General features: G+C 35.1%; 26 protein-coding genes and 3 pseudogenes. 19 read left to right on the forward strand and 10 right to left on the reverse strand.

Translation table 11 applies throughout. From position 1 onward, the window contains the following. Positions 1 to 220 precede the first annotated feature (220 nt). Positions 221 to 1,021, forward strand: a complete 801-nt coding sequence (locus ACFXN8_RS19155) for a MerR family transcriptional regulator (protein WP_386847278.1) — start codon at positions 221 to 223, stop codon at positions 1,019 to 1,021. A 405-nt stretch (positions 1,022 to 1,426) separates the two neighbouring features. On the opposite strand, the gene ACFXN8_RS19160 is transcribed toward ACFXN8_RS19155, so the two are convergent. Then, positions 1,427 to 1,621, reverse strand: coding sequence for a hypothetical protein (locus tag ACFXN8_RS19160; protein ID WP_386847279.1), 195 nt, complete (start codon positions 1,619 to 1,621; stop codon positions 1,427 to 1,429). A 62-nt stretch (positions 1,622 to 1,683) separates the two neighbouring features. Between ACFXN8_RS19160 and ACFXN8_RS19165 the strand changes: the two genes are divergently transcribed. The 3 genes from ACFXN8_RS19165 to ACFXN8_RS19175 all read left to right on the forward strand — a co-directional run bounded on the left by ACFXN8_RS19165 (position 1,684) and on the right by ACFXN8_RS19175 (position 5,655). Next, positions 1,684 to 2,742: an NAD(P)/FAD-dependent oxidoreductase gene (locus tag ACFXN8_RS19165; RefSeq protein ID WP_386847280.1), complete on the forward strand. Its 1,059-nt coding sequence runs from the start codon at positions 1,684 to 1,686 to the stop codon at positions 2,740 to 2,742. Between the two features lie 312 nt (positions 2,743 to 3,054). Beyond that, positions 3,055 to 4,104: a serine hydrolase domain-containing protein gene (locus tag ACFXN8_RS19170; protein ID WP_386847281.1), complete on the forward strand. Its 1,050-nt coding sequence runs from the start codon at positions 3,055 to 3,057 to the stop codon at positions 4,102 to 4,104. 141 nt (positions 4,105 to 4,245) lie between these two features. Further along, positions 4,246 to 5,655: an alpha/beta hydrolase family protein gene (locus tag ACFXN8_RS19175; RefSeq protein ID WP_386847282.1), complete on the forward strand. Its 1,410-nt coding sequence runs from the start codon at positions 4,246 to 4,248 to the stop codon at positions 5,653 to 5,655. A gap of 98 nt (positions 5,656 to 5,753) precedes the next feature. On the opposite strand, the pseudogene ACFXN8_RS19180 reads toward ACFXN8_RS19175, so the two are convergent. Then, positions 5,754 to 6,407, reverse strand: a pseudogene (locus ACFXN8_RS19180) (MFS transporter); the annotation flags it as partial. A gap of 47 nt (positions 6,408 to 6,454) precedes the next feature. Next, the gene (locus tag ACFXN8_RS19185; protein WP_386847283.1) at positions 6,455 to 7,480 is read right to left on the reverse strand and encodes an alpha/beta fold hydrolase; all 1,026 of its coding nucleotides are present in this window, start codon (positions 7,478 to 7,480) and stop codon (positions 6,455 to 6,457) included. A gap of 134 nt (positions 7,481 to 7,614) precedes the next feature. On the opposite strand from ACFXN8_RS19185, the gene ACFXN8_RS19190 reads away from it, so the two are divergent. Then, positions 7,615 to 8,499: a LysR family transcriptional regulator gene (locus ACFXN8_RS19190; RefSeq protein WP_386847284.1), complete on the forward strand. Its 885-nt coding sequence runs from the start codon at positions 7,615 to 7,617 to the stop codon at positions 8,497 to 8,499. Positions 8,500 to 8,805: 306 nt separating this feature from the next. Here ACFXN8_RS19190 and ACFXN8_RS19195 read toward each other — a convergent pair whose 3' ends face one another. Next, positions 8,806 to 8,934: a hypothetical protein gene (locus ACFXN8_RS19195; RefSeq protein ID WP_386847285.1), complete on the reverse strand. Its 129-nt coding sequence runs from the start codon at positions 8,932 to 8,934 to the stop codon at positions 8,806 to 8,808. A gap of 812 nt (positions 8,935 to 9,746) precedes the next feature. Further along, positions 9,747 to 10,511 (reverse strand): NAD-dependent epimerase/dehydratase family protein, encoded by a 765-nt coding sequence (locus tag ACFXN8_RS19200; RefSeq protein WP_386847286.1) that lies wholly within the window; start codon positions 10,509 to 10,511, stop codon positions 9,747 to 9,749. A gap of 138 nt (positions 10,512 to 10,649) precedes the next feature. On the opposite strand from ACFXN8_RS19200, the gene ACFXN8_RS19205 reads away from it, so the two are divergent. The 9 genes and pseudogenes from ACFXN8_RS19205 to ACFXN8_RS19245 all read left to right on the forward strand — a co-directional run bounded on the left by ACFXN8_RS19205 (position 10,650) and on the right by ACFXN8_RS19245 (position 18,453). Beyond that, positions 10,650 to 11,531, forward strand: a complete 882-nt coding sequence (locus tag ACFXN8_RS19205) for a LysR family transcriptional regulator (protein ID WP_386847287.1) — start codon at positions 10,650 to 10,652, stop codon at positions 11,529 to 11,531. 407 nt (positions 11,532 to 11,938) lie between these two features. Continuing rightward, positions 11,939 to 12,676, forward strand: coding sequence for a GNAT family N-acetyltransferase (locus tag ACFXN8_RS19210; RefSeq protein ID WP_386847288.1), 738 nt, complete (start codon positions 11,939 to 11,941; stop codon positions 12,674 to 12,676). Between the two features lie 326 nt (positions 12,677 to 13,002). Then, positions 13,003 to 13,792: pseudogene (locus ACFXN8_RS19215) on the forward strand (MerR family transcriptional regulator). Between the two features lie 367 nt (positions 13,793 to 14,159). Then, entirely contained in the window at positions 14,160 to 14,774 is a 615-nt protein-coding gene (locus ACFXN8_RS19220) for an NDxxF motif lipoprotein (RefSeq protein ID WP_386847289.1), read from the forward strand. A gap of 135 nt (positions 14,775 to 14,909) precedes the next feature. Beyond that, a complete protein-coding gene (locus ACFXN8_RS19225; protein ID WP_386847290.1) occupies positions 14,910 to 15,752 on the forward strand; it encodes a CPBP family intramembrane glutamic endopeptidase in 843 nt (280 codons plus the stop codon). Positions 15,753 to 15,891: 139 nt separating this feature from the next. Continuing rightward, positions 15,892 to 16,416, forward strand: a complete 525-nt coding sequence (locus tag ACFXN8_RS19230; RefSeq protein ID WP_386847291.1) for a DinB family protein — start codon at positions 15,892 to 15,894, stop codon at positions 16,414 to 16,416. A 123-nt stretch (positions 16,417 to 16,539) separates the two neighbouring features. Continuing rightward, complete coding sequence (locus ACFXN8_RS19235; RefSeq protein WP_376074242.1) at positions 16,540 to 16,926, forward strand: Rrf2 family transcriptional regulator; 387 nt, start codon at positions 16,540 to 16,542, stop codon at positions 16,924 to 16,926. Positions 16,927 to 17,106: 180 nt separating this feature from the next. Continuing rightward, positions 17,107 to 18,003 carry an NAD(P)/FAD-dependent oxidoreductase gene (locus ACFXN8_RS19240; protein WP_386847301.1) on the forward strand — a complete coding sequence of 299 codons (897 nt, stop codon included), beginning with the start codon at positions 17,107 to 17,109 and terminating at the stop codon, positions 18,001 to 18,003. 135 nt (positions 18,004 to 18,138) lie between these two features. Further along, the gene (locus tag ACFXN8_RS19245; protein WP_386847292.1) at positions 18,139 to 18,453 is read left to right on the forward strand and encodes a thioredoxin family protein; all 315 of its coding nucleotides are present in this window, start codon (positions 18,139 to 18,141) and stop codon (positions 18,451 to 18,453) included. A 99-nt stretch (positions 18,454 to 18,552) separates the two neighbouring features. On the opposite strand, the gene ACFXN8_RS19250 is transcribed toward ACFXN8_RS19245, so the two are convergent. After that, positions 18,553 to 18,894, reverse strand: coding sequence for a hypothetical protein (locus ACFXN8_RS19250; protein WP_376074244.1), 342 nt, complete (start codon positions 18,892 to 18,894; stop codon positions 18,553 to 18,555). 415 nt (positions 18,895 to 19,309) lie between these two features. Between ACFXN8_RS19250 and ACFXN8_RS19255 the strand changes: the two genes are divergently transcribed. From ACFXN8_RS19255 to ACFXN8_RS19265, 3 genes are all read left to right on the forward strand, one after another. Next, a complete protein-coding gene (locus tag ACFXN8_RS19255) occupies positions 19,310 to 19,519 on the forward strand; it encodes a hypothetical protein (protein ID WP_376074245.1) in 210 nt (69 codons plus the stop codon). A gap of 98 nt (positions 19,520 to 19,617) precedes the next feature. Beyond that, positions 19,618 to 19,995, forward strand: coding sequence for an SET domain-containing protein (locus ACFXN8_RS19260; protein WP_386847293.1), 378 nt, complete (start codon positions 19,618 to 19,620; stop codon positions 19,993 to 19,995). 647 nt (positions 19,996 to 20,642) lie between these two features. Then, positions 20,643 to 20,840, forward strand: coding sequence for a hypothetical protein (locus ACFXN8_RS19265; protein ID WP_386847294.1), 198 nt, complete (start codon positions 20,643 to 20,645; stop codon positions 20,838 to 20,840). 128 nt (positions 20,841 to 20,968) lie between these two features. Here the strand turns inward: ACFXN8_RS19265 and ACFXN8_RS19270 are convergent. After that, positions 20,969 to 21,169 (reverse strand): annotated as a pseudogene (locus tag ACFXN8_RS19270) (hypothetical protein); the annotation flags it as partial. Positions 21,170 to 21,356: 187 nt separating this feature from the next. Here ACFXN8_RS19270 and ACFXN8_RS19275 point away from each other — a divergent pair. Then, positions 21,357 to 21,752, forward strand: a complete 396-nt coding sequence (locus ACFXN8_RS19275) for a DUF6262 family protein (RefSeq protein ID WP_386847295.1) — start codon at positions 21,357 to 21,359, stop codon at positions 21,750 to 21,752. Positions 21,753 to 21,870: 118 nt separating this feature from the next. Here the strand turns inward: ACFXN8_RS19275 and ACFXN8_RS19280 are convergent, their stop codons facing one another. The 3 genes from ACFXN8_RS19280 to ACFXN8_RS19290 form a co-directional block, all read right to left on the reverse strand. Then, positions 21,871 to 22,245 (reverse strand): DUF3888 domain-containing protein, encoded by a 375-nt coding sequence (locus tag ACFXN8_RS19280; RefSeq protein ID WP_386847296.1) that lies wholly within the window; start codon positions 22,243 to 22,245, stop codon positions 21,871 to 21,873. A gap of 206 nt (positions 22,246 to 22,451) precedes the next feature. Beyond that, on the reverse strand, positions 22,452 to 22,907 hold the full coding sequence (locus ACFXN8_RS19285) for a YoqH family protein (RefSeq protein WP_386847297.1): 456 nt from the start codon (positions 22,905 to 22,907) through the stop codon (positions 22,452 to 22,454). Positions 22,908 to 23,291: 384 nt separating this feature from the next. Then, positions 23,292 to 23,498, reverse strand: a complete 207-nt coding sequence (locus tag ACFXN8_RS19290) for a hypothetical protein (RefSeq protein WP_386847298.1) — start codon at positions 23,496 to 23,498, stop codon at positions 23,292 to 23,294. A 264-nt stretch (positions 23,499 to 23,762) separates the two neighbouring features. Between ACFXN8_RS19290 and ACFXN8_RS19295 the strand changes: the two genes are divergently transcribed. After that, positions 23,763 to 24,077: a hypothetical protein gene (locus ACFXN8_RS19295; protein ID WP_386847299.1), complete on the forward strand. Its 315-nt coding sequence runs from the start codon at positions 23,763 to 23,765 to the stop codon at positions 24,075 to 24,077. Positions 24,078 to 24,160: the final 83 nt, after the last annotated feature.

Below are 24,160 nucleotides of genomic sequence, written 5' to 3' on the forward strand. Positions count from 1 at the left end.
CTTCTTCCATCACATGAATTTACCGCTTAACTGTAAAAGTACATGTGAGAGAATTAGAAAACGGCAGATAACCAAAGATATTCCAGATTAAAATGGATTTTGCTCTTGTATCTTCATCTATTATATAGATCTGTCCATTTTTCATAATTCATTAGTGAGATAAGGAGTAGGATTCACCATTTTATTGAGCTAGCCTGTTCAATCAAAGGAGGTGTTTTTGTTGTATAAAATCGGAGAGTTTTCGAGAATGAATAATATATCACAAAGAATGTTAAGGTATTATGATGAGAAGGCCTTATTAAAACCTAAAAAAGATGAAACGAACGGTTATCGATATTATACGAACGAAGATATAGCCATAGCGAATAAAATTAAATTATTGCGGAAATACCATTTCTCCATTGATGAAATAAAAAATGTGCTGAATATGGATTCCGTAACAATCAAAGACAAATATGAACAGAAGATTGGCGAATTGTATGACAAAACAATTGAATATTATCAACTTATTGAGGAAATGAAAACCTATATTGTACCGAAAAATACGACAAAAAGGGTGAATACCTATGATGTATTTTGTGGAGTAAAAAAACCATTTCATGCTTTATGTTTAAGAGAAGTTGTCGATGAAAATGGCTTGGAGTTGTTAATCCAACAACTTATTCTATCCGTCAATCAATTGAATCCAATTTTGAACGGTAAACATTTTGCGATTTTTCATTCAAAGGAGGTGAGGGATGATTCTCGATATGATGTAGAAGTATGTCAACCAATAATAGTAGAAGAGGAAGTAAAAGATACTAGAATAAAATTTTTTGAGGAAACAAATTATATTTATACTATACATATAGGTAATTATGACAATATTAATTATGCTTATAATGCGTTATATGACTGGGCTCATTCAAATGGATATCGTTTAGAGGGTCCTTTTATAGAAAAATATTATACAGATGAGTTTATTACATTAGATAGAGATAAATATGTCACTGAAGTAGGTATTGCTATCAAAAAATGCTAATTTGAAGGGGAGTCTTTGCTTAGGCTGGACGTGATGAAGAAGTTTGTTGGTGTAAACATCTCGACCGTCTTGTATTGGTTGCCCTTATTTTTTATCCGAAAAAGACTTGAGGTTCACGTCATGTGAAGCTTTATAATAGGGGCATAACTATCCACGTGTAGATTTGAAAAAAGTTGTACTTTTACGCCTTTAGATTTCTTTAGTCTAAAGGGGTGTTTTAAAGTGAAAAGGAAAAGAACATCTGAATTTAAAAATCGATTAAGGAACTGTTGAGTGAAATAAGTTATTCCGTTAAAGGGCCAGATTGTTGAAAAAGCTTTTTGAACAGGGCAGATTCGTACGGAAGATTAGTTTAATGAAAATTTTGAATTTTTCCGCAAATTATTTACGGCAATACGTTACGCTTTATTCCACTCTTATAGCACGAATGAAATCCACCATCGTTCTTGTCTGAAGCTCTGCTATGTTGTAAAGTCGTCCGGCTGCGCGCTCATTTGTTATCGCTAATGCAATGCCATAAGCAACACCCTCCACATATCCGTGTGACCAGAGCCAATTGTGAATACAAACTCTTTTTGGAGTATCTATTAGAAAATTCATTATTTTCCATTTATCGGATTCGTATACAGTAAATTATATAAGCAGAACAAGGAGGAATCGTCATGACTAAAAAGCAAAAGGTTATAATTGTTGGTGCAGGAATTGTTGGCGCGTCTATTGCTTATAATCTATCAAAAGAAAATCAGGATGTCACATTAGTTGAGAGTCATTCAAAAGCAGGATGTGGCGTAACAGCAAATTCCTTTGCTTGGATTAATCCTTCAGGGCGTGTTCCAGATAACTTCCAACATTTGTACGACGGGTCATTAGCAGAATATCATGTATTGGAAAAAGAGATACCAGAATTAAAGGTAGATTGGAATGGCGCCCTTTCATGGGGAAATCTCGTAAACATCAATAAATCTTATGTAGAAAAAATAACTCGGCAACAAGTTTCGGAGTTAGAGCCTCATTTAAAAGAATATCCTGATGAAGCTCTATATGCTTTTAAAGAAGGTGCGGTAGACCCTAATTTCCTAACGAATCTTTTAGTAAAGAAAGCGCAAGAAAACGGGGTAAATATATTGTTCGATACAAAAGTAACACAATTTAAAAAGGAGGACGCAAAAGTTGTTGGCATACATACTTCAAAAGGTTATATAGAATCAGATGTCATTATTTTGGCAACTGGTACATCGTTACCTGAGCTTTGTAAGCCGCTGGGTCTAGATGTTCCTGTTGAGTCATCGCCTTCTATTATTATTCGTATGAAATCTCCAAAAAAGCTTATTCATACATTAATTTCCAATTCAAGATTTGAAGCAAGGCAACTATCCGATACTACTCTAATTGCTGCTGAAGATTATTTGGATGATCATGGAGAAAACGGACCAGGAGAGGTTGGAAAAAGGGCTTTTGAAACCCTTCGTAATGATTTGAATGAAGGGGAACATCTTGTGTTAAATAGTATTCTAGTAGGGTTGCGACCAATGCCTAAAGACGGATACCCCATTGTTGGTTTTCATGATCAAATAAAAGGACTTTATATAGCAGTTATGCATTCAGCAATCACGTTATCTCCTATTATTAGTAAATTGATTGCGAAGGAGATCGTAGATAATGTTAGGTTGGAAGAATTAGAGAGTTGTCGACTATCTCGGTTTTACCCAGTAAATGAATAATGCTTTTTCAAAAATCAAAAGAGGTGATTTATATGAGGAATCCAATTATCAAATTTAAATCATGTTGGGAAAAGGCAAAAAGCAATTCGACCAAATGTTGAAGCTGTATTAGCAAGTATTGTAAAGGAAACAACGAAAGAAGTGGTATTTTATTTCACACCTGATTTTACAATCGAGGGCATGACAACAAATATTATGCCAAATGATGATGATGCTTTATTCGTTTTAAAGACTTGAGGTTCACACCATGTGAAGCTTTATAATGGGGCAGTGGTGGAAAATTTAATCAAATTCTTAATGAGGTGAATTTAAATGAATAAAGCATACAATCAAACAACAGATGTAGCAATTCAACAATTATTTAACAACCTTTCACCAAATGAACCAGGTTGTGCTTATATTGCAAGTTTCGATGATGGTTTAACTTTTAAGGGGGCTGTTGGTTTAGAATCGATAGAAAAAAAACGACCGATCACAACAAAAACCATTTTTAATCTTGCATCTGTCTCTAAACAATTCACAGCATTCGCCATTTTGTTATTAGAACAAGAGGGTAAACTGAGTTTAGACGATTCAATTTTAAATTATATACCTTCTCTAGGAGCATATGCTGAACCTGTCACTCTAAGACATCTAATTCATCATACTGGTGGATTAGTAGATTATATGGAATTAGCTGAGAAAGCGGGAATTTCAGATAAGGATAAATTAACTGCTGAGCAATCTCTAGAACATCTTGAAAAGTATCAAATTGCAGATTTTCCTGTCGGAACAAAATTTGAGTATAGTAACACAGGGTATTTCTTATTATCTTTAGTAGTTGAAAAAGCTAGTGGAAAATCTTTGCGCGAATTTTCGAAGGAGCGTATTTTTGAGCCTTTAAATATGAATGACACAACAATCGTGGATGGCTATCCTACCAATATTTCGATTGCTCGTGGTTATTCGAAGAATGAGCAAGAGGCATTTGAAATTTATGAAAGTCCTTGGGAACATACGGGCGATGGAGCGGTCCATACAAATGTTGAGGATTTAGTAAAATGGGGACAAAACTTCGCTACAGGTACTGTTGGTGGGAAAAAGCTTGTTAAAAGAATGGGAGAGGTAGGTCCGAAAACTTCTTCAGCGGGTAAGCTAATTATTGATAATGAAGATTATGGTTTTGGCTTGTCTATTGGCGAAACTTTTGATAGTCATTACTTGGAACATTCAGGACAATGGGCTGGCTATCCTTCACACTTTATGCGCTTCCTAGAAGAAGGTTTAACGATTGCGGTATTAAGTAATTATGAGGATTTTGATAGTGAAGAATATGCTGTGAAAATTGCAGAAATTATTATAGGAAAAAGCGCAAAAAAATAAAGATTGATTATTGAACTTTTTTGAAGAATTCGGTGAATTTTATGAATGCGGTCAGAAAGGAATCCAGCAAATGCTTGAGTCTGCCCCAACAGAAGTATGTTGTATTTAATTAGCAATCGTAAGGAGAGCGGTTATAGAATTATGAGGTTTTTTGAAATATTACTAATTGTTTTCAATATTTTTCTATTCGTTTGGTTCATATTCGCTAAGAACAAATCGCAGCGTCTGTTGCTTATTGGTTTTGGTAATTCCGCCATCATTACATTGCTTCATGGGGTTATTGAAGGTGTGCGTTGGCAAATGATTCCTGCCTATACGATGACAGTAGTCCCACTAGTAATTCTAGTCATCAGATTGAAATCTAAGCCTGAAGAGGGAGGAGCCAACAAGGCATCCACTGCAAAGCTGATTACACTATCTGCGCTATCAGTGATTTATTCATTCGTAGCAGTGGCTCTACCGATTATATTTCCAGTGTTCACCTTTGAGAAGCCCAAAGGACCGTACAAAATTGGTACAGTAACCTATGATTGGCGGGATAATCAGCGGGAAGAAAATCTAACACCCGAATCTGGCGACAAGCGAGAGTTAATGGTACAAATCTGGTATCCTGCTGATGCCACGGCTGAAGGTGAAACGGTTAAGTACCACTCTGATGGGGATGTATTTGCCGAGGCGTACAGTAAAGTGATGGATCTACCCAAACTATTATTTACAACTTTTGGCTATATCAAAACAAATGCCATTAAGAATGTGATGATATCCAATCAGGAATCCTCTTATCCTGTACTTATTTTCTCACATGGTTTTAATGGACATAAAAATCAGAACACTTTTCAGATCGAACAATTAGTCAGTCATGGATATATTGTCGTAAGTATAGATCACACCTACAGTAGTGTAGTTTCTATTTTTTCAGATGGACGAGTAGCTAATTATGTACCGCAAGATTCGGATTCAGTTACTTATTGGAATGAAGCTAATGAAGTTTGGGTGGAAGATGCAAAATTTGTACTGGACCAAGTGGAAAAGTTGGCCAAAGCGGATCCAGACCATCGTTTTACAGGCCGTATGGATATGCAAAATATAGGTATGTTTGGTCATTCATTCGGTGGAGCAACAGCTACTCAGATGGTAATGAGGGATTCTAGAATTAAAGCAGCTATCAATATGGATGGATTTCCATATGGCAAACGTCCAGTTTCCGCGGGCGAGTTGAAGAAACCCTTTATGGTGATGACTGCCGATGAGGGCACAGGTACAGAGGACTTCGGTGGATTAATAGAGGCAACTTTATCGAAGGATAAGGATGTTGCACAACATAAAAATTATTGGCTTCAAATTAAAAATATGACGCATATGGGTTTTTCTGATTTTTACTCGTTTTTACCGTTATATGAAAAGATGGAGGGAGTCAATATACGAAGTGCTCACCACTTTATTAACGATTACTCACTAGATTTCTTCGATCACCATTTAAAACAACAGCTATTTAAGTTATTAGAGCAAACCATTGGTGAACACCCGGAATTTACTTTACAAACAAATTGATGAAAAATGGATAGCCTGGAGCGAAATTTTGTATGTTAAGTAAATTCAAAACTAAAAAGCCGATTTCCTTCTTTTCAAAGGAATCGACTTTTTTTGTCTTAGTTACTTGTTACATGTTCAGGTTTAGTACTGTAAGCAAACAACCGGACTGCAAGAAGGAGCGCCAGCAAGACCATTATGAGTCCCGACCAGCCGAGATTACCTATGGAGCAACTGCTGATTACCAGCCCCCCGATAGTTGAGCCAAGAGCGAAACCGAACTGGATAAACGAAGTGTTGACGCTAAGAGCAATATCAGGTGAGTGTGGGACTAAGGAAACCAAATACAACTGCTGTGCTGGGGAGGTCGCCCATGTGGCCACCATCCATATCATGATCAACGAGATGATAGCATAAATCAAGCCATCTGCCCAAGTCAGTAGCAGTAACATTCCGGCTTGGACGGAAAGACCAATGTAGATCATGAACTTCGGCCCTTTTGTATCCGCAATCACTCCTCCAAATTTGGAGCCGAAGAAACTGCAAAGACCAAAGAGCAACAGAATACCGGAAAGTGTAGCTACCGACAACTTGGCATTTGCTTGTAAGTATGGAGTAATGTAAGTAAACAGTGTTGAGTATCTTCCTATATAGAGCAGTGTAGTAGCAAGCGCAAGCACAATCTTTTTGTCTTTCAAAATTGACAGCTGCATTCCGAGTGTAATAGTTTTTTGCTCGGTAATCGACGGGACTCTGGCGAAGACTACCAGCAACGAAAAACGGAGTCTCAAAACGTGCTACTTTGAAGAAGATCCATTATCTAGTTCTCTGCTCTAGCTGACTTCAAAAATTGTTTTAGATGGTTATCTATCACGAGAGAATCCTGTTCGTTTTGTCCAATTCCAAAGCAATGTCCCCACTTAGATTCGATTGACCGAAAAACAGCATTAGACATATGTTTCACTTCATATGCATTATCCTCAGAAGGAAAAAACAGATCAGTCGATCCTGGCATAACTAGGGCATGAGCTGTGATCTTGTTTAATGCCTGTTCAAAATTTCTGTTGTCTTGAGGATTGGCACTAATATCCCCGTTGATTCCTGTACGGAGCATAGCAATTAAGTCGTTGGCATCAAAAGAAAGAAACACTTGATCCCAATAGTCTTCCAGATAGGCCTTTAACGTCGAGTATCCCTCCACCTGGTAGAGCTGCTCCAAATAATAAGCCTGAGAAAATCCCCAAGGAGCATAGGCACGTCCCATTGCGGCGAGTCCTGCTACAGGCTGATGGGTATAGAAGCCTTCCTTCCAATTGGAATCCGCTTGCAATGCCGCGATAAGCCCTTCAAAAACAACTTGCGCATGTGGTCTGGTCTTTGCTGTTCCGCCAAACGGTGCAATCCGCTCGACCATCTCAGGATAACTTGTTCCCCATTGAAAGGTTTGCAGCGCTCCGAGCGACCAGCCAACGACTAGAGCAATCTTTGTAATTCCAAATTTCTCGGTTATAAGCTGATGTTGTAGCCGAACATTATCATAAATCGTTATGAGCGGGAAATTTGCTCTGTCGAAAGGGGCTGGTGTATTGCTTGGGGAGGAAGAAAGACCATTCCCAAACATATTAGGCACAATAATAAAGAATTTGTCTGGATCGAGAGCTTTACCAGGTCCAATCAACCACTCATTATCAGTGTGCTGACCAGCAAACCAGGTAGGGTAGACAATTACATTTGACTTGGTGGAATTTAAAGCTCCATAGGTTTTATAGGCAAGAAAGGCTTGAGGCAACTTTTCGCCCGATTGCAGCACGACATCTCCCAGTGAATAAATTTCGTAATCTTTCATTATGTGATTCTCCTTCGTTATACAAGATTTGGTGTTGAAGCTTGATTTTTACTTTACGGTACTGTTACCATCAAATCAACGAAACGTTTTTGACCATAATGTTCAATTTTTTTGAATGAAGAGGTGCTGTCTCAATGGAAATTCGCCAACTTAAAACATTTTGGACGCTTGCTTCCACACGCAGTTTTAGCCGTACTGCCGAAGTATTGAACTATGTTCCGTCTACTGTAACCATGCAAATTAAGGCTTTAGAGGAAGAATTGGGGGTTAAGCTGCTGGATCGCTTAGGCAAGAGTGTTGTTTTAACAGATGCAGGCCAGCAATTGTTACCCTATGCCAACAAAATTTTAAATGATATAGAGGAGGCTCGGTATGTCTCAAGTCAAAGCGGTGAATTAACTGGTACGGTTATAATCGGTGCAGACGAAGTGCTCTGTACATACCGGCTACCTGCATTGCTCCGGCTTTTTCGCGAACGATATCCGCACGTTCGTCTTTTATTTAGGCCCTTGTCTAGTGACCATTTGAAACAAAGTCTGAGAGAAGGAAATGTTGATGTGATCTTTATGCTGGATGAACCTGTCATATCTACGGATCTTCATACAGAGCTTTTAATGGACGAACCATTTCTTATGGTAGTTTCACCTGACCATCCATTAGCGACACGCTCTACATTAAGCATAGAAGATTTTAATAGAGAGCAAATTCTATTAAGTGAAAAAGGTTGCTCTTATCGGACTTTCTTCTATCGAACGTTACTGAGGAAGGGGGCCGACAGCTTAACGGAACTAGAGTTTAATAGTGTAGAGGCCATTAAACAATGCGCAATGGTTGGGCTCGGCATTGCCTTACTACCTGAAATGGCGATAAAGGAAGAGATGGAGCGGGGAGAACTGATCGCTTTACCATGGGATTTATCTGAAATACGATTTGCTACTCAAATGCTGTGGCATCAAGAGAAATGGATTTCACCATCAATGAAGGTTTTTATCGAATTGGCAAGAAGTGTACTAAAATAGAGTCAAGTTAATAGCATATTTAATATCCCCGAATGTATGGGCGCAAACGATTCATACCACCGCACCGTAGTTAAATCGGATAGAAGAGGCAAAGGTCGAATCGGGGTTCATTTAAAACCTTGAATCGACCGTTTTTCGGAAGTGTGTAGGGCTCGATGTTGAAATTAGTTCATGATAGAATTTGAGATGATTGCTACCTCAAAAACGTCAATGGGATATAGGGAAATTCAGAAAACTTACCTGAAATTCTGTTGGGGCTTATATGCCGTGGCGTTATTAATATCAATTTAATATATTATTAAAGATTTACTTGGTAGCAATAAGAGCTTTAATAATTTCGTTCCAGTAGTCTGTATAAGTTTTTTTCTTTTTATTTTCTATCTGTTTTGACTGAATAATTTTTTCCTTTTTAGCGTTTTTTGTTAGGCTCTTCACTGAAAATTCTCCTTTTAAATGTGCTTTGTATGTAATGTCTAACGGTCAAAAAGCTGAATTCGATATGTATCCTACCAATCTTATGTTTTTTCAGTATTTAAATGTTTAAAACATTTATTAAAAATTTCACGTAAGATTGAAAAAAGGCAGGTTTTTAGCAGAAATCGTATCACGGAAGTTCCTTAGTATAAAATCTTTGGTTAATGATCTCTGTGTTCGAAATCTGAGTCATTTTTATCCCGCATTAACAGGCAGTAAGACTCCCACTTCAAGATTTAAGTGAAACAAAAAATATAAGTGGGAGATCTACTGCCCGTAAAAGCCCGATCGGTTCAACTAACAATCAATGGGGGGAGGAAACCCCCACTGATTGATGTTTCACTTTATTTCCTATACATATTTTCAATATTTATATTAAAATATAAACATTTAAATTTTCATCGAAATATGGATTCCATTTCTTGCTTCTCTAAACTAGAAACAGATGAGGAGAAGGTCACTAAAGTCTTCTGCCTTACATCAGTACTCATGTCTCGAGCTGAAAGGGGCTGACCTCTGCAGCGACAGCAACACACGACTGAGTGACCAACATCATGCTATTGCCGCTGCCGCTTCGCTTTCGCGTAGATAAAACCCTTTTGCTGTCGCTTCGCTTTCGCACAAACAAAACACGTTGCTGCTGACGCAACGCTTTCGCGCAAAAAACATCTGCCGCTGTCGCTTCGCTTTCGCGCAAAAACATCTGTTGGCCCAAAGCCTCCGGACGCAATTATGCCTCGGCATAATTGATATGTGCTTTGTGTATGTAACGTTTAACGGTCAAAAAACTTAATTCCGCACAATTTAAACGCATCTGAATACGGAGTATATCCTACTAATCTTTTTGTTTCTTCAATATTTAAACGTTTAAAACGATTATCAGATAGACCATGTAAGATTGAAAAGGGAGGCAGGTTTTTAGCTGAAATCGTTTTTAGAAGAAGATCACTAAAATCTTCTGGACTTATATACGCACTCATGTCTCGAGCTGAAAGTGGCTGCCCCTCAGGCTTGTAATCGTCATAAGCACCAATACGGATAGCGATACTTTGCAACTGTTTCTCATAAGCAAAATAAGATGCAAGTGCTTCCACGAAACATTTGCTAACCCCATACATATTCTTTGGTCTAATAGGTGAAGAATCGGTCACTTGAAAGTCTAGTGGATATCCTTCAACTGTTTGAGCACTTGAAGCAGCTATGACTCTTGTTACACCGTTATCCGATGCGGCTTTAAATATATTGTATGAACCTTTGATATGACTCTCTAATAAAGAGCTATAAAAATCTGCATCTGGAGAAGGATCTCCTGCTAAATGAATAACAATATCTATGTTTTTACATGCTTCCTGACAATCTTCTAAGCTAGAAACATCTAAATATGTAACTTCATGATCTGGCGACTTTTTAAATTTTTCTAAAGGACATAAATTTATGTCTGCCAATCTTAATTGATAGCTTGTTTGCTTCATTAAAGTATTGGTTATCTGTTGACCAATCTTTCCAGCAGCTCCTGTAATTAAAATTTTCTGTACCATGATAAACGCTCCTTTACGTTTTTATTAGATAAAAACAGTGTTTTACCTAAGCTTGTTCTGATTATAAGTATATGTTTGTCATTAATACAGCGAATAATTATAATGAAGTACATGAAAAAAATTCTTGGGGTGTCGACGATGAGTTTAGTGAAGTATGAAATTTTTAGTAAAGCAGCAGAGGTAAATAGCTTTACGAAAACCGCGGAGGAATTAGGATTAACGCAATCTGCTGTAAGTCATGCCATTACAAGTTTAGAAAAAGAATTTAATTTTCCTTTATTTATTCGGAATAACTCTGCAATTAAGCTAACTCAGAATGGGAAGGATTTATTAGTCACTATTCGAGAGATCCTATACTATAACGATATGTTAAAGCAGGAAGTAAACGCTATTAACGGATTGAATAAAGGGACGGTAAAGGTAGGGGTATTTAGTAGTATATCTACAAACTGGATACCTTATATTATCAAAGAAATGGAGAAGCAATATCCTGATATAGAAATACAGCTAATAGAAGGAAACTATGCTGAGATAGAAAAATGGTTGCTAGAAAGTGAAGTGGATTGTGGTTTTATTAATAACAAAACTACCTCTTTACATTCATTCGATATTGTAAAGTTAAAAACTGAGCCACTTTTATGTGTAGTATCAGAGCAATCACCTTTACATAGCAACAAATATCTATCGGTGGAAGATATAGAAAATGCTCCTTTCATCATGCCAACTTATCAGTGCTTTGACGATATACAACTATTTTTTAAAGAGAACAATATCCAGCCAAATATTCGATTCGAGAATATGAACGAAAATTCTATTTTTTCTATGGTTGAAAATAATTTAGGTATTAGCATTTTACCGGAAATGATCATCCCTAAAGGATTGGATACCATAAAGGTCATACCACTTGAATTAGAGCAAACTCGAACGATTGGATTAGCCATCAGAACGCCTATTTCACCAGCAGTTAAAAAATTCGCTGAGATAACGGAGAAATGGGTAAAAATGCGGGGCTTTAATTAAATATCTTTATTAAAAATGAATCAGCTTTAACAAGCCTTGTTACATAAAAAGTGTCGCAAGGCTTTTATTTTACCATTTTTCAAAAACTATTCTTTGAAGATTCTTTCAAAATCTTCTTTGGCATTTTTTTACACTTATAAAAATACTTGAGCTTCGCACGGTGTGAAGCTTTATAATACTACTAATTCGTCCTAAGTGTCTTTTTAAGGTGAAAGTCGTGAAAAAATGCTTAGCCGAAAAAATAAAGAATGCGAGAGAATGATTAAATAATTACAATTTTGAAGTAAATGTTTACTAGAATTAGGTAAATGAACTATGGAGAAAAAATTAGAAAAACAAAATGGTTAGAAAATAATAGGGTAAATATGGTATTTTTAAATAGGATTTCTATTATAGGGGGAATGAGGATGTTTTCACAAACGATAACTGACTATTGGAAGTCGCAATTTTTAAACGGAGACGTTATCTACAACGATGAAAACTTTACGGTCACCATCAACCCTGACCTGAGCGAAGACAGTCGGGTCATGGTGCTGGAAACTGCTGACGGTCGGATTTTGGCAGTCTTGACGCCTGAGATGGCCAAAAAGTTAGACCTTTCTAAAGAACAAGAACTGTCAGAGCTGATTTTCCGCCAGAAATTAAATGAAGCAGGCGTCACATTGCATGGCGCAGATTATCTTTTTTATTTTTCAGAAGCAGAAAAGAACGTCTTGCTGCAAGAAGATCTGGAAGGTACATTGCGCCAATTAACAGAACGAGATGATGCAATTTTCTCAGAGTTCGAGTCTTCCGCTTCTGAACAAGACTTGGATGACGCTTATGTAGAGTTGGATCACTGGGCAGTGTTCGGCTCTTTTGAGCAAGATCGCTTGGTCTGCGCTGCTAGCATGTATCCTTGGGAAGAAGATTTGCAAATTGCGGATCTTGGCGTACTGACTCTTTCATCTTTTAGGGGAAAAGGTCATGCTCGCAAAGTGGTACGTTCAATCTGCAAGTACGCTTATGAGCAGGGATACGAACCGCAGTATAGATGCCAGCTCGATAACGAAGCTTCAACATTCTTAGCTAAAGCAGCTGGCTTGACGCTGCTTGGAAAGTGGGATGTAATTTCCCCTGACTGCACTGTTGGGGAGTCCGAGTAGGATAGGAGCGGGTTTATAATTGTTGCGCCCATTCTTTCATTAAAAAAACAGACCGATTTTTTCTATGCTAAGAAAAAATCGGTATTTAATTTTGAGAAACTTTTCACTTAATCGAAATCCTGATCCATATAAACAGTCGTCATCTCATTTTGCCTCTGTGCCTCAAAATCAAACCTAATACGAAAAATTATCATTCTATACTCATTTACAAGAGAAGAGTATCATCTGGCATTATCTATTTAACTAAATGGTATAATATGGTTAAGTGGTTAAAATAAGATAATGTGAAACATCATAAAAAATTTGCAGCAAGATAGGAGACTAAAATGTACACAATTGGGCAAGTAGCTAATTTTTTAGGTGTATCTAGAGATACCTTGAAATTTTACGAGGAAAAGGAATTAGTAAAGCCAAAGCAAAATATGGAGAATGGGTATAGAAAATACAATCATTTTGATATTTATGATATAACAACAGTAAATTTCTATAGGGAAATTGATATTGAAATTAAAAAAATCCAAGAATTAAGAAAGAGTAAAAGTATTGATGGCATTCAATCATTATTAGAAGAAAAAGAACAAGAAGTTTTATTGGAAATAGAATATAAAAAACTTGAAAAAGATTCAACTAGTAAAAGAAGATTGTAAGAAAATCAAACAATTTTTAGGAAAGTACATAGTTAAGGAATTGAAACCATTAGCAATAAAAGGAGAAATAGAACATTTTACTGCGTATGAAGAATATGACACTTTAAAAAAGAATGCAGAGAGCTTAAAAAAAGCAGTTACGCTCACCTCTTTAAGAAGAGTCATCCATTTCAATGATATAGGTATTATAAATGATAAGTTTATAATTGTAAGAAAAGTGGAAGACCCTGATGAAGAAATAGAAGGTGAAATTTTATCTCATCCAAAATGTATTTATACAATTATTGAAGATGGAAGATGGTCAACTGGTGGAAAAAGTATTGATCAACACGTGGAAGCGAATTTAAGAAAGTTTGCAATAAAAAAAGGATATGAACTGTTGGGACAAGTTTATATAAATCTATTACTGACCACTTATGAAGATGGTCTTGAACGTGTATTTTTAGAGATTTATGTACCTATCGAGTGATCCTATTGTTTCCCTCCTCATTGCTAAAGAGGCGTACGTTACTCAACATAATTTCATGAAGGAAGAGCCATTTATTTAATAGCTCTTCCTTTTTTTTGAATTTGATGCTTGAAAACTTGGAAGTCATAGTGTACTATTTAGCTAGTACACTATGACACGATGTGTATGAGATGGATCTTATTTTAGATAAAATCATTTTATTGTAAGCACACGAGGATGTAGAGATGATTTGATATGGTATGAATAAGGATGCTGGCAACAGATGAATGGATGGTCAGCAATTAATTCAACAATTGAATACCGATTTATTAAAGGGAGTGAAAGCTTTAACAATTTTTAAAAATCTGGGATTAAGAAGGAGACTAAAATGAAAAGATTTACTTTATATTTATTAATGGCATTCACTGTTGTATTGATGTGTGCTTGTTTAAACGATACAACGACTAACGAAGAGAGCAATGAAGAAAGCGATAAAGAAAGTAAGGAAAAATCTGTTAGCAATGTACCTGTTAAAATTCCTGACGATCTATTTGTTTCTAATAAAGAGAATGAAAATATTAGTGAAGCTGAAATGAAAGCAAGTTTAAAAAAGTATATGGATTATAGTCATGTGATAGATAAAGAAATGGAAAATATTGTTTATCTTTATGAGGATGCTACTGAATCCGATCAGGAAAAATTACATAAATTAATAGCTGAAGGGAAAAAGAATGATGCGAATTTCAATGATTTTATAAGTAATAATAGTATCCCAGATGATTATAAAGAACCTTCAAAGACAATTTATGAATTTGTTTCATCAATCAGGGCAACTTTAACACAATTTGATGAGGAAATTGTTGGAGCGGTTGAAAATGGTAGTTTGACAGAAATAACAGATTTTGCTTCAGAGCATTTTACTAAAGCGAACGGAAGGCAGCAACTAAAAATCGAAAAATTTTTGGACGAGAAAAAAATTAAAACTACATATTTCGATGAATAGAAAGAATATTTTTTACCCTTCATTGTTTTTGAAGGGTATTTTTTTTTGTCGAAATTTTAATGGTATAAGTATTGACCTGTGAGTAACCCCTAGGTTTAAGCTTTAGATATTCTAAGTTTGAAGCGGGGAATGTGTATGTTTAGAGAAAAGAAACTTAAAAAACCAGTAGCTAGCTTTATTGTACTAACCAATATTATTTTTTTGCCACTTTTTTGTCTTGTAGGAGCCATCAGCATGTTAGGATTTCCTTCGTGGGTTATTGATGTAATGTTTTGCATATCAGCATGGTCTTCCACCTTTGCTTTTGTAATTCTATTTAAAAAAATCTATCCAGGGCAAAGTTTTATCCAATTTGTAAAAGATAAATTCAACAATAAACTTAAATTTTCTGTGATTCTTACTACGATTATGATTCAAACCTTGATATTTTTGATGATTTTGTATTTCGTATCGAAAAATAGTGACGTAGATTCTATTTTTACTGTTTCTTCATGGGGAATGCTGATTTACTTCTTTTTTAAAAGCCTTCTTTCTGGACCACTAGGAGAGGAACTAGGGTGGAGAGGTTTCGCTCAACTTGAGCTTCAAAAGAAGAATTCACCATTAAAAGCTTCGATTATTATTGGATTTTGGTGGGGGATGTGGCATCTGCCCATATGGTTTACTACAGGGCTTGTAGGAATCGATTTAATCAAATATATTCTATTCTTTATGATAGCAATCATGTCTACTAAAATCGTCATGACAGCGTGTTATAACTTAAATCAGAATTTAATCATCCCCATCATCATCCACCAATTCTTTAACTTTTTTATTGGCCTAATAAACGGAAACTTACTCGATTTAATTATGTATAACGCCATTTTTTATTTTGGGGTAGCTGTTTTAATCATCATTATCAACCCAAACAACGTATTGTATGGAAAGGAAGAAACAACAGAAGGCGAGTACCTAAAATCAACATCGTATTCAAAATAAGGCCCATCATATTAACATGAAGTGGATTTATATTTTGATTAGAATTTACATAATATTTCTAAACAGGAGGATATTTTGCAAAACATCAAGAAGATTATAATTGCTACAAATAGGCAAATTGAATACGGAGGAACATTAGATGAAAAGAGAAAATTTGGTTGTCGTCTCCTTATCTGATTTTGAACCAGAGATTGGTCGATGGATATGGTGTTTGGAAGATGTTCGGCGTACGCTTATCAAAAAAGTATCAGACATAAGTCAGCAACAGCTTGATGCCAAATTAAACAGTCACTCACACTCAATCGGATCGTTGTTATATCATATCGCTTTAATTGAGGCAGACTGGCTCTATGAAGAGGTACTTGGGGGGGAATGGAGTACAGAGATTCGTTCCTTATTCCCTCAAGAAGACCGTAATGAGGATGGTATGTTGAGTCACGTAATGGGGCAAAGTTTAGACGAACATTTACACCGTTTACAATGTGTACGTAATGAACTGCTTTTCCATTTTCGTTCTATGGACTTAGAGGATTGGCATGAATCTAGAAAACTCCCTCATTACGATGTCACACCAGAATGGGTTATTTACCATCTCCTCGAACACGAATCCCATCATAGAGGACAGATCTTTCAGATGCTGTCCGTTTTAAAGAGAGAAAGTTAGCCGCTATCTTAAGAAAATGGTTGATGATCACCTCAAAATCAACATACAGACACAAATATTGAAGTGGCAACAATTCGATGCTATTATAGATATGTAAAGTCTCTAATTGAGGTGAAAAATAGTATGAAATATTCTAAAGCTACAAATTATGCACTACACACAATGCTTTTTCTTGCAAAGGAAGCACCGAATAAACCAGTTGGTGTCCAACCATTAGCAGAGATGCAAAATGTTTCTCCTACGTATTTGTCTAAAATCCTTACGAAGTTAGTAAAAGAGGGAATGATCAATTCTGTATCAGGTGCCAATGGAGGATATACTCTTAGTCATAACTGGGAGGATATTTCATTTTTAGATATCATCCATGCAATTGAAGGTAAATCGTCTTTATTTGATTGCTGTTTATATGACGATCCTAATTGTGTCATAAAAGAAGTAATGTTATCTGCTGAAGAAAAACTGGAGAATGAGTTAAAAAACAGCAAAATATCAGATCTTGTGAAAAAATAGTAGTGGATGTATCGTCCACCATTATTTTTTGATTAATCGTGGATATAGAGAGTCTTTTAAGTCTTCGATTAATTCGACTAGTAGCTTAGAAGGAATTTTTAATCTCAATTTGAGCCTTGAAGGCATGTTGTGTAGCGAAACAACATGTACTCTACACAATTTATGGAGGACTGTTACATGATGGAATTATTTGATTGTGCAATTATCGGTGCAGGTGGCGCTGGATTAAACGCTAGTTTGATTTTAGGAAGATCTCGTAAAAAAGTCGCGTTATTTGATAATGGAACTAATCGGAATCGTGTGACGCAGGAATCACATGGATTTCTGACACGTGATGGAATTAAACCAGCTGAGTTTAAAGAAGTAGCTTTGAATGATGTGAAAAAATACCCGTCAGTACATTATTATCAAAACACGGTTACGAGTATTACGAAACAACCAAATGGCTTGTTTAAAATTGAGACGTTAGAAGAAGGTGAGTATGTTGCTGAGAGAATAATATTGGCAACAGGGGTTCAAGAGGAATTTCCATCAATTCCTGATATTCGAAAATATTATGGGAAAAGTTTATTCAGCTGCCCAACTTGTGATGGATGGGAATTAAGAGATCAACCGCTAATTATTATTTCTGAAAATGAAGAACAAACACTTTTTAAAGGAAAGCTTGTTTATAACTGGTCAGAGGATTTAGTGATTGCCACAAATGGTCATGAACTTTCTGCTCCGACATTGAATGAACTTCAAAGAAAAGGTATAACCGTCATTACGGAGCCTATTAAAAATCTACATGGTGAGGATGGTTATTTAAACAAAATAGTGTTTAGTTCAGGACTTGAAATTGAAAGAACGGGAGGCTTTATAGTACCTAATTTTATACGTCCAAATCAATTTGCAGAGCAACTTAGTTGTCAATTAAATGAAAATGGTAGCATGGTTGTGGACGAGGCGGGCCGAACGTCACAGGAAAATGTTTATGCAGCGGGGGAGACAGCTGAATTAGGCCAGTCTTCATTAATTGTCGCTGCTGCTGAAGGATATAAAGTGGCGATGGCAGTTGTATTTGATAGTACAATTTAAAAAAATTTTTGCTTAATTACGGATATTAAAGGTCTTTAATGTGTGATAAAGGAGAGAGAGTAGGGTCTAATAATAATTTAAAGCATATTATAACTTCAAGATTATTTTCTATTTTCAAAAAGGAGGAAAAGAATAATGTCAATTGTTCAGGTAACAACAAAGGAAGAATTAAGAGACCACTTAAAAACTAAAAAGATTGTGTTAATAAATTTTTGGGCTGAGTGGTGTGGCCCGTGTAAAATGTTCAAAGAGGTGCTTAAAGAACTTAATAAGGAATTCAGTGGTAAGGTGAAAATAATAAGGGTGAATGTTGAAAAAAGCCCAGAAATTGCAGCGGAATATAAGGTAATGGGAATTCCTCATTCTCGATTGATTATTCATAATAAATTACGTGAACCAATTATTGGATATGTGCCATTTGAAAAACTTAAGCAAATGATCGGATTATGATTCGATAAACAGCTGAAAGACAATTTTGGATGAACATCTAAAAAAATGATAGTACAGCATGTTCCGAAGAAGCTCTCATGAAGCCAGACAAGCAAAAGATTAATCTTCTTGCTTGTCTGGCTTGATTGCTAAATATAATGAGAAACTAATGGCAACGAACATAATCGTAGAAAATATAATCGAAAACGTGGCTGTATAGTAGATGGATGTAATCAATAGGATAAGAGAACTAATGATCATGACAACCCGTAGTAATATATCTGTTTTTTCACTTGGATTAAAAAAATCTTGAAGAATTGCAAATAAATACGATACTCCGAAAAATATTATATATTCATAAACAAAAACAGGCTTCACATCCGGAATTCCGAAATAAATTAATTCAATAATTAAAATGAGCGGTGGTATATATGTTATATATTTGCTAAAGGAATTCGTCAAAATATCACTCCTTTTTTTGTTAATATATTAACATATATTGTGAAAAGCAAATAATTCGGTGGAGCAGATGACCATTCCAATAGGGTGCTATTCTGTTCCTTTTAAAAAGGCACAATTGCTGCTTTTTCTAGCGTGTATGAAGTCTTTTCGAATTCGGGGAAGATTGCGCTTGTATCATTAGAAGTACCGTCATAAATAAAACAGGGGGATATTTCCTCCCAACATGAAAGTGGTAGACCGTTGATACATAAATGTTTGTAGTAGAATGTTAGTCAAATATGATTTTTTCAATCTGTTTTGATTATATACCAGCTCGTGTTATAATGAGTAACTTAAGGTAATTAAGACGTTCCTTATAACTGAACGGATGCCATGAAAGCCTCCGCATAGAGATAAAATATAGAGGTGTAAAAGATTGAATAAAAAATGGACGATTGAAAAAATTAAAGAATTTGTTGAGAATAATTCGGAAAGTAAGTTACTAACGACGGAATATCACGGTTTTTCTCAAAAGTTACTATTTAAATGTGCGTGTGGTAGTAAATTTGAAAAAACATTTACAAAGTTTAAAAATAAACATCAACGTAAATGTGACGTCTGCCAACCGCCAAAAGAGTCACGCTAATCAATGATAAACGAAGTGTTTAAATGAACTAGCAATATAATAAAAGTTCAATGATTACAGCTACAAAGAATATTTTAAAAGTGAGTAGGAGAACAAACATGATAGAGATCAAAACATCTCCATTAAGTGATGGAGAATTCAATAGAGGGGTATTTGCAACGTGTGATATCAAAAAAGGACAGCTTTTACACGAAGCCCCTGTCATTGCTTATCCAAATGAACAACACCAATACATTGAGCAAACGTTACTCGCTGATTACGCTTTTGAGTATGGGATCGGTCGAACTGCTATCCTTCTTGGTTATGGTATGTTGTTTAACCATTCTTATGAACCTAATGCAACTTATGAGATTAATTTTAAAAACCAAACTTTTGACTTCTTTGCTTATACGGATATTAAAGCCGGAGATGAAATTCTAATCAATTATAATGGCGACGTTGATGACAAAGATCCACTATGGTTTGATCAGGAATAAAAAGGATTTAAAATAAATCAGGGCGTTGATCCAAAAAGGGTAAAGTCACTTAATCAAACTAGTTTAACTTAGTAAATGCAGTTTGATTAAGTCTGATTTATCAAGGTTTTAAGCAATCCTCAAATAAACTGTGTTAAATAAAATTAACTCAAAAAATAATTATGTGAGCAAATGTGTGAGCATTTTGGTTAGCAAGTGATCTGTTTTAAATTGCTAAAGTAAATTTAACTTGCTGTTTTCAGAAAGATCGTTGTTCAATAAGGTGAAAAATAAAAACAGGGTTGAATTCTACAATTTGTAGAACTCAATCCTGTTTTTTTAAAAAGGCTGTTTTCTAAAAGATTGTTTTGATATTTCGCAAACCGAGTTTTTAACTAAAGCACTCAGTTAGTTTAAATATGATTTCTCATAAATTCTTGGATATTCGTAATAAGTAGTAGATTACCTTACTTATTATTTTCCTCATATTGTCCATTAGTTTGCTGTAGCGTGCGTGGACTTATGTTAAATATTAACTACCTTTAAATTTTGGACGGTATATTAAAAAATATTTAATAGTATATGCTTTTTACAGAAAACCCTATATATGGTACATTTGAATGTGTTAAATTATTTCCAAAAAATATACATAAAAAGGGAACTTAAGAATGTCAAAAATTCCGATTACTTTAAAGTGGATGATTGCTATCGCTAGTATTATTATCGGTATTATTATTATCCTTACTTCATTTTACTTTTTAAAAGACCACCAATATTATAGATGGATAAAATGGACAGGTAACATTTTGTTTTTTGCAGGGATTATATTAACACCATTTGCTAAAGAATCTAATGAAGATATGTAAAATACTAGATAAATTTATTTAATAGGCTGTCTATGGACAGTCTGTTTTTATCCCTGTCCAACGTCCCCCTTACTGCACTTTTTCTTTCAGATATTCATTCAACATAGCGAAGAAACCACTGAATCTGCTTAAAAAGCATCTGAATAAAGGTACTTTTTGTTTTTTCTTAATGCTCCAACTGTGAAATAGTTAGATTTTTGACAAGCTGAAATAAGCATTTGCTCTACCCGATTTTCAAATGCCAAGTTTTTATGTACCTCAAGCCAACGATACCAGTAGAGGTAACTATTCAAATAATATGTACCAACGCCTTGAATTCGTTCCATCCATCCTAATCCCCGATAGCCACATCAGAAGGAACTTAATTTTGATAGCAATATTAAAAGTTCCCGATACGGCAGTCAAAGATGGTATACCAAGACATATATAATACCATTAAAAGTGGAAACGTCATTTTCGGTAATCTAGAACGTATGCAGAGAAAACTAGAACGTATGAGAAAGAAAGGTGTTAAGAATGGCTAGTATCAACCGAGAAGAGCAAATAAGGCACTTACACGAGGAACGTAAACGTAAGACAAAAGAAAAGGTTGAAAACGCCATTAAACGGCTTACTAAGGATTCTAAGGCTATTAATTTCAACAGAGTAGCAAAAGAAGCTGGCGTAACGAAAGCGACCTTATATAATCATTCTGATATTCGAGAACGCATAGAATTTTTAAGAGATCAACAAGAAAAAGCATATAGTAATGCAAGAGTTAAGCGAGACGAAGCAAATCAAGACGCTATGAATGCTTCTCTTAGACGGAGAATTAAGAAATTGGAAGAAAGAATTGAAGAGTTGGAAGATGAAAACAAAAAATTACGTAAAACAGAAAGTACGGAACTAGCAGATTATATGAAAAATTTATAACAAAGGCTATTGTAGTAAAACATTGTTACATAGATCATAAAAAAGAGACAGCAATCGCTGTCTCTTACTAAACTACCGCACCCCGTTAGTTGAATAGGGTAGAAAGCTATATAAGGACTTACTTCTGAATATTTTTTACTGAAACCCCTTCTGTTGTTACAAGAAAGGTTAATGTAATAGGACCTTCAGGTGGGTTAAAAGGACCTGTATACGTATCATATTTTACTTTCACTGTAAAATCATACTGAGAATATCCACCAGTTAATAGTTTAATTTCTAATATTTCTGCATCCCAAAGTGCATAACTACGACTTGGATATTCCTTATTAATTACTTTCCTTGCATACGGGTCTAATAACACCAATAATACATCATAAAAATCGGAATGTATTTCTTCAGCACTGACATTCTCTGCTATCTGTGGTCTTTTCCAAGTTAAAACAGATGTTAAACTAATTAATAACAATAAAAATATTACTGATATCTTTTTCATCTAATCACCTACCTTTTTAAAAGGTAGTATTTGCTTTAGGTAAAGCAATATTCTTGTTCAACTTCTTCGTTAGTCAATAAGAAAAAAAGAGCTGCATACGCAACTCAACGATCTTTAAGTAAAGCACCCCGTTAGCCATCCATGAAGCACAAAAATCAGCACTTCACCACAGAAAATGAAAGATGATTAAGTTCTTTCATGGGAGTTCAACAAGGTTTTAGTATTTTTTCAAGTACAATAGGATCCGTTTTCTTTGTCTTTGTATTGACTGTCCGAACTTTGATACGAGTAGGTCGCATTATAGGAGAAACTTCATCCAACTTCCCAGCCCAAGTAGTTTCTCCATATATAGTTAAAGGAGACAATGAGAAAATCCAACTTATTTCTTTCGGAATATATGCTAATACTTCATAACCATCATAATCCCCAAAACTAGATGGTTTTGGTATACGAAGTGCGTGAACACTGAGACTTGTTCGTTCATCATTAAACTTTCTTTCAATATTATAAATCAGCGCTACTCCTCTGGCATTTTTAGGTACGTTTTTTGTTGGTTCAAGTATTGCTGAACAAGGTGGCAACTCTTCAATTTTATTCTCAGAGTGTGTTTGTGAAGGAAGAATTACTAAAACGAAGATAAGGCTAAAAAGCAATTTTTTCATTTCTGATTCTCCTTAAATTTGTTTAGTATCATTATTCCCCAAAATTCCATATTTATTGTATTTCAATCGCTCCTTGTTGAACTATCCTGCTCCGTTAGTTGAAGAAGAAAAAGATGGGATCACTTTGGAAACCCATCTTAAAGTAAAGCACCCCGTTAGCTTAATAAGATACAAGAGATTATGAAAGAATGTTATTTCGAATTACCTCAAATAACACAAAACTAATAATCGCAAATATATACAGTATTATTATTAGCAAACGCTTTTGTTTCCTATTAAGTTTCTTTTTCTTTCGAGATTTATATTTAATTTCATTCTCCATCAAACACCAACTCTCTATAAAGTAAGTACAAATGACAAGAGGATTCTTTAGTTTAATAATTTCTACCCAAAATTTCTATCCAAAAACAGAAGCAAATAACTACCTGCACAAAGATAAAGTGCAACCTGAGTTATAACATAAATCGAAAACTCAAATGAAGTTAATTTTCTTTCTCTCCTAATTTTCTTGAAGTGTCTATAGTAATACAATGAACATAGAAGTAATATTATTGCCGATACTTGGAATATGTTTTCCAATAAACTAACCAAAAAATCATCTCCTCACATTAATAATATTTTTCATTTAACTCTTCTGTTCACTTCAATAAATATATAATTTCCCCTTAAAATGGATAAATCCTTCTTCAACTATTCTGCCTCATTAGTTTAATAAGGCTGTTTTCTCAAAGATTGTTGTTAATCGAACGAGGGGCCTATATTTAAAAGAGTATGTTATATTTTGGATTGCAAGAAAGGTCGAATGAAATAGTATAATTAAGCGTTATTTAACTTATTTCGTAAGAGGTGCTTAGTATGTTTAAAAAGAAAATATTGATTGGACATTCAGAAGATACTGCCCAGGCAATTATTGAACACAGAGAAAAAGGGAACGTTCCGTCAGAAGTTACCGTCCAGGCAATGATCGAACACTTAGTGACAAGTAACATTCCGTTTGAAGATACTGTCCAGACAATTCTCGAATACTTAGAGAAAAGTAATGTCCCATTGGAAGTAGATATCGAAGCCTTTTTAAAGCCGTCGTCTGAAGTATACGAGCTTTTTTATACGGTCAAAGTTCAAAAAAAATATGCAAAACAAGCGGAAGCCTTTGTTACGTGTATTTGTTAAGCTAAAACTGAGCCACCAACGCAATTGAAATGAGAGCCACTTTATATCAAAATAATCCTAACTTTAAATAGTTAGGAGGATAT

The organism is Lysinibacillus sp. NPDC059133 (assembly GCF_042755925.1).
Taxonomy (GTDB): domain Bacteria; phylum Bacillota; class Bacilli; order Bacillales_A; family Planococcaceae; genus Lysinibacillus.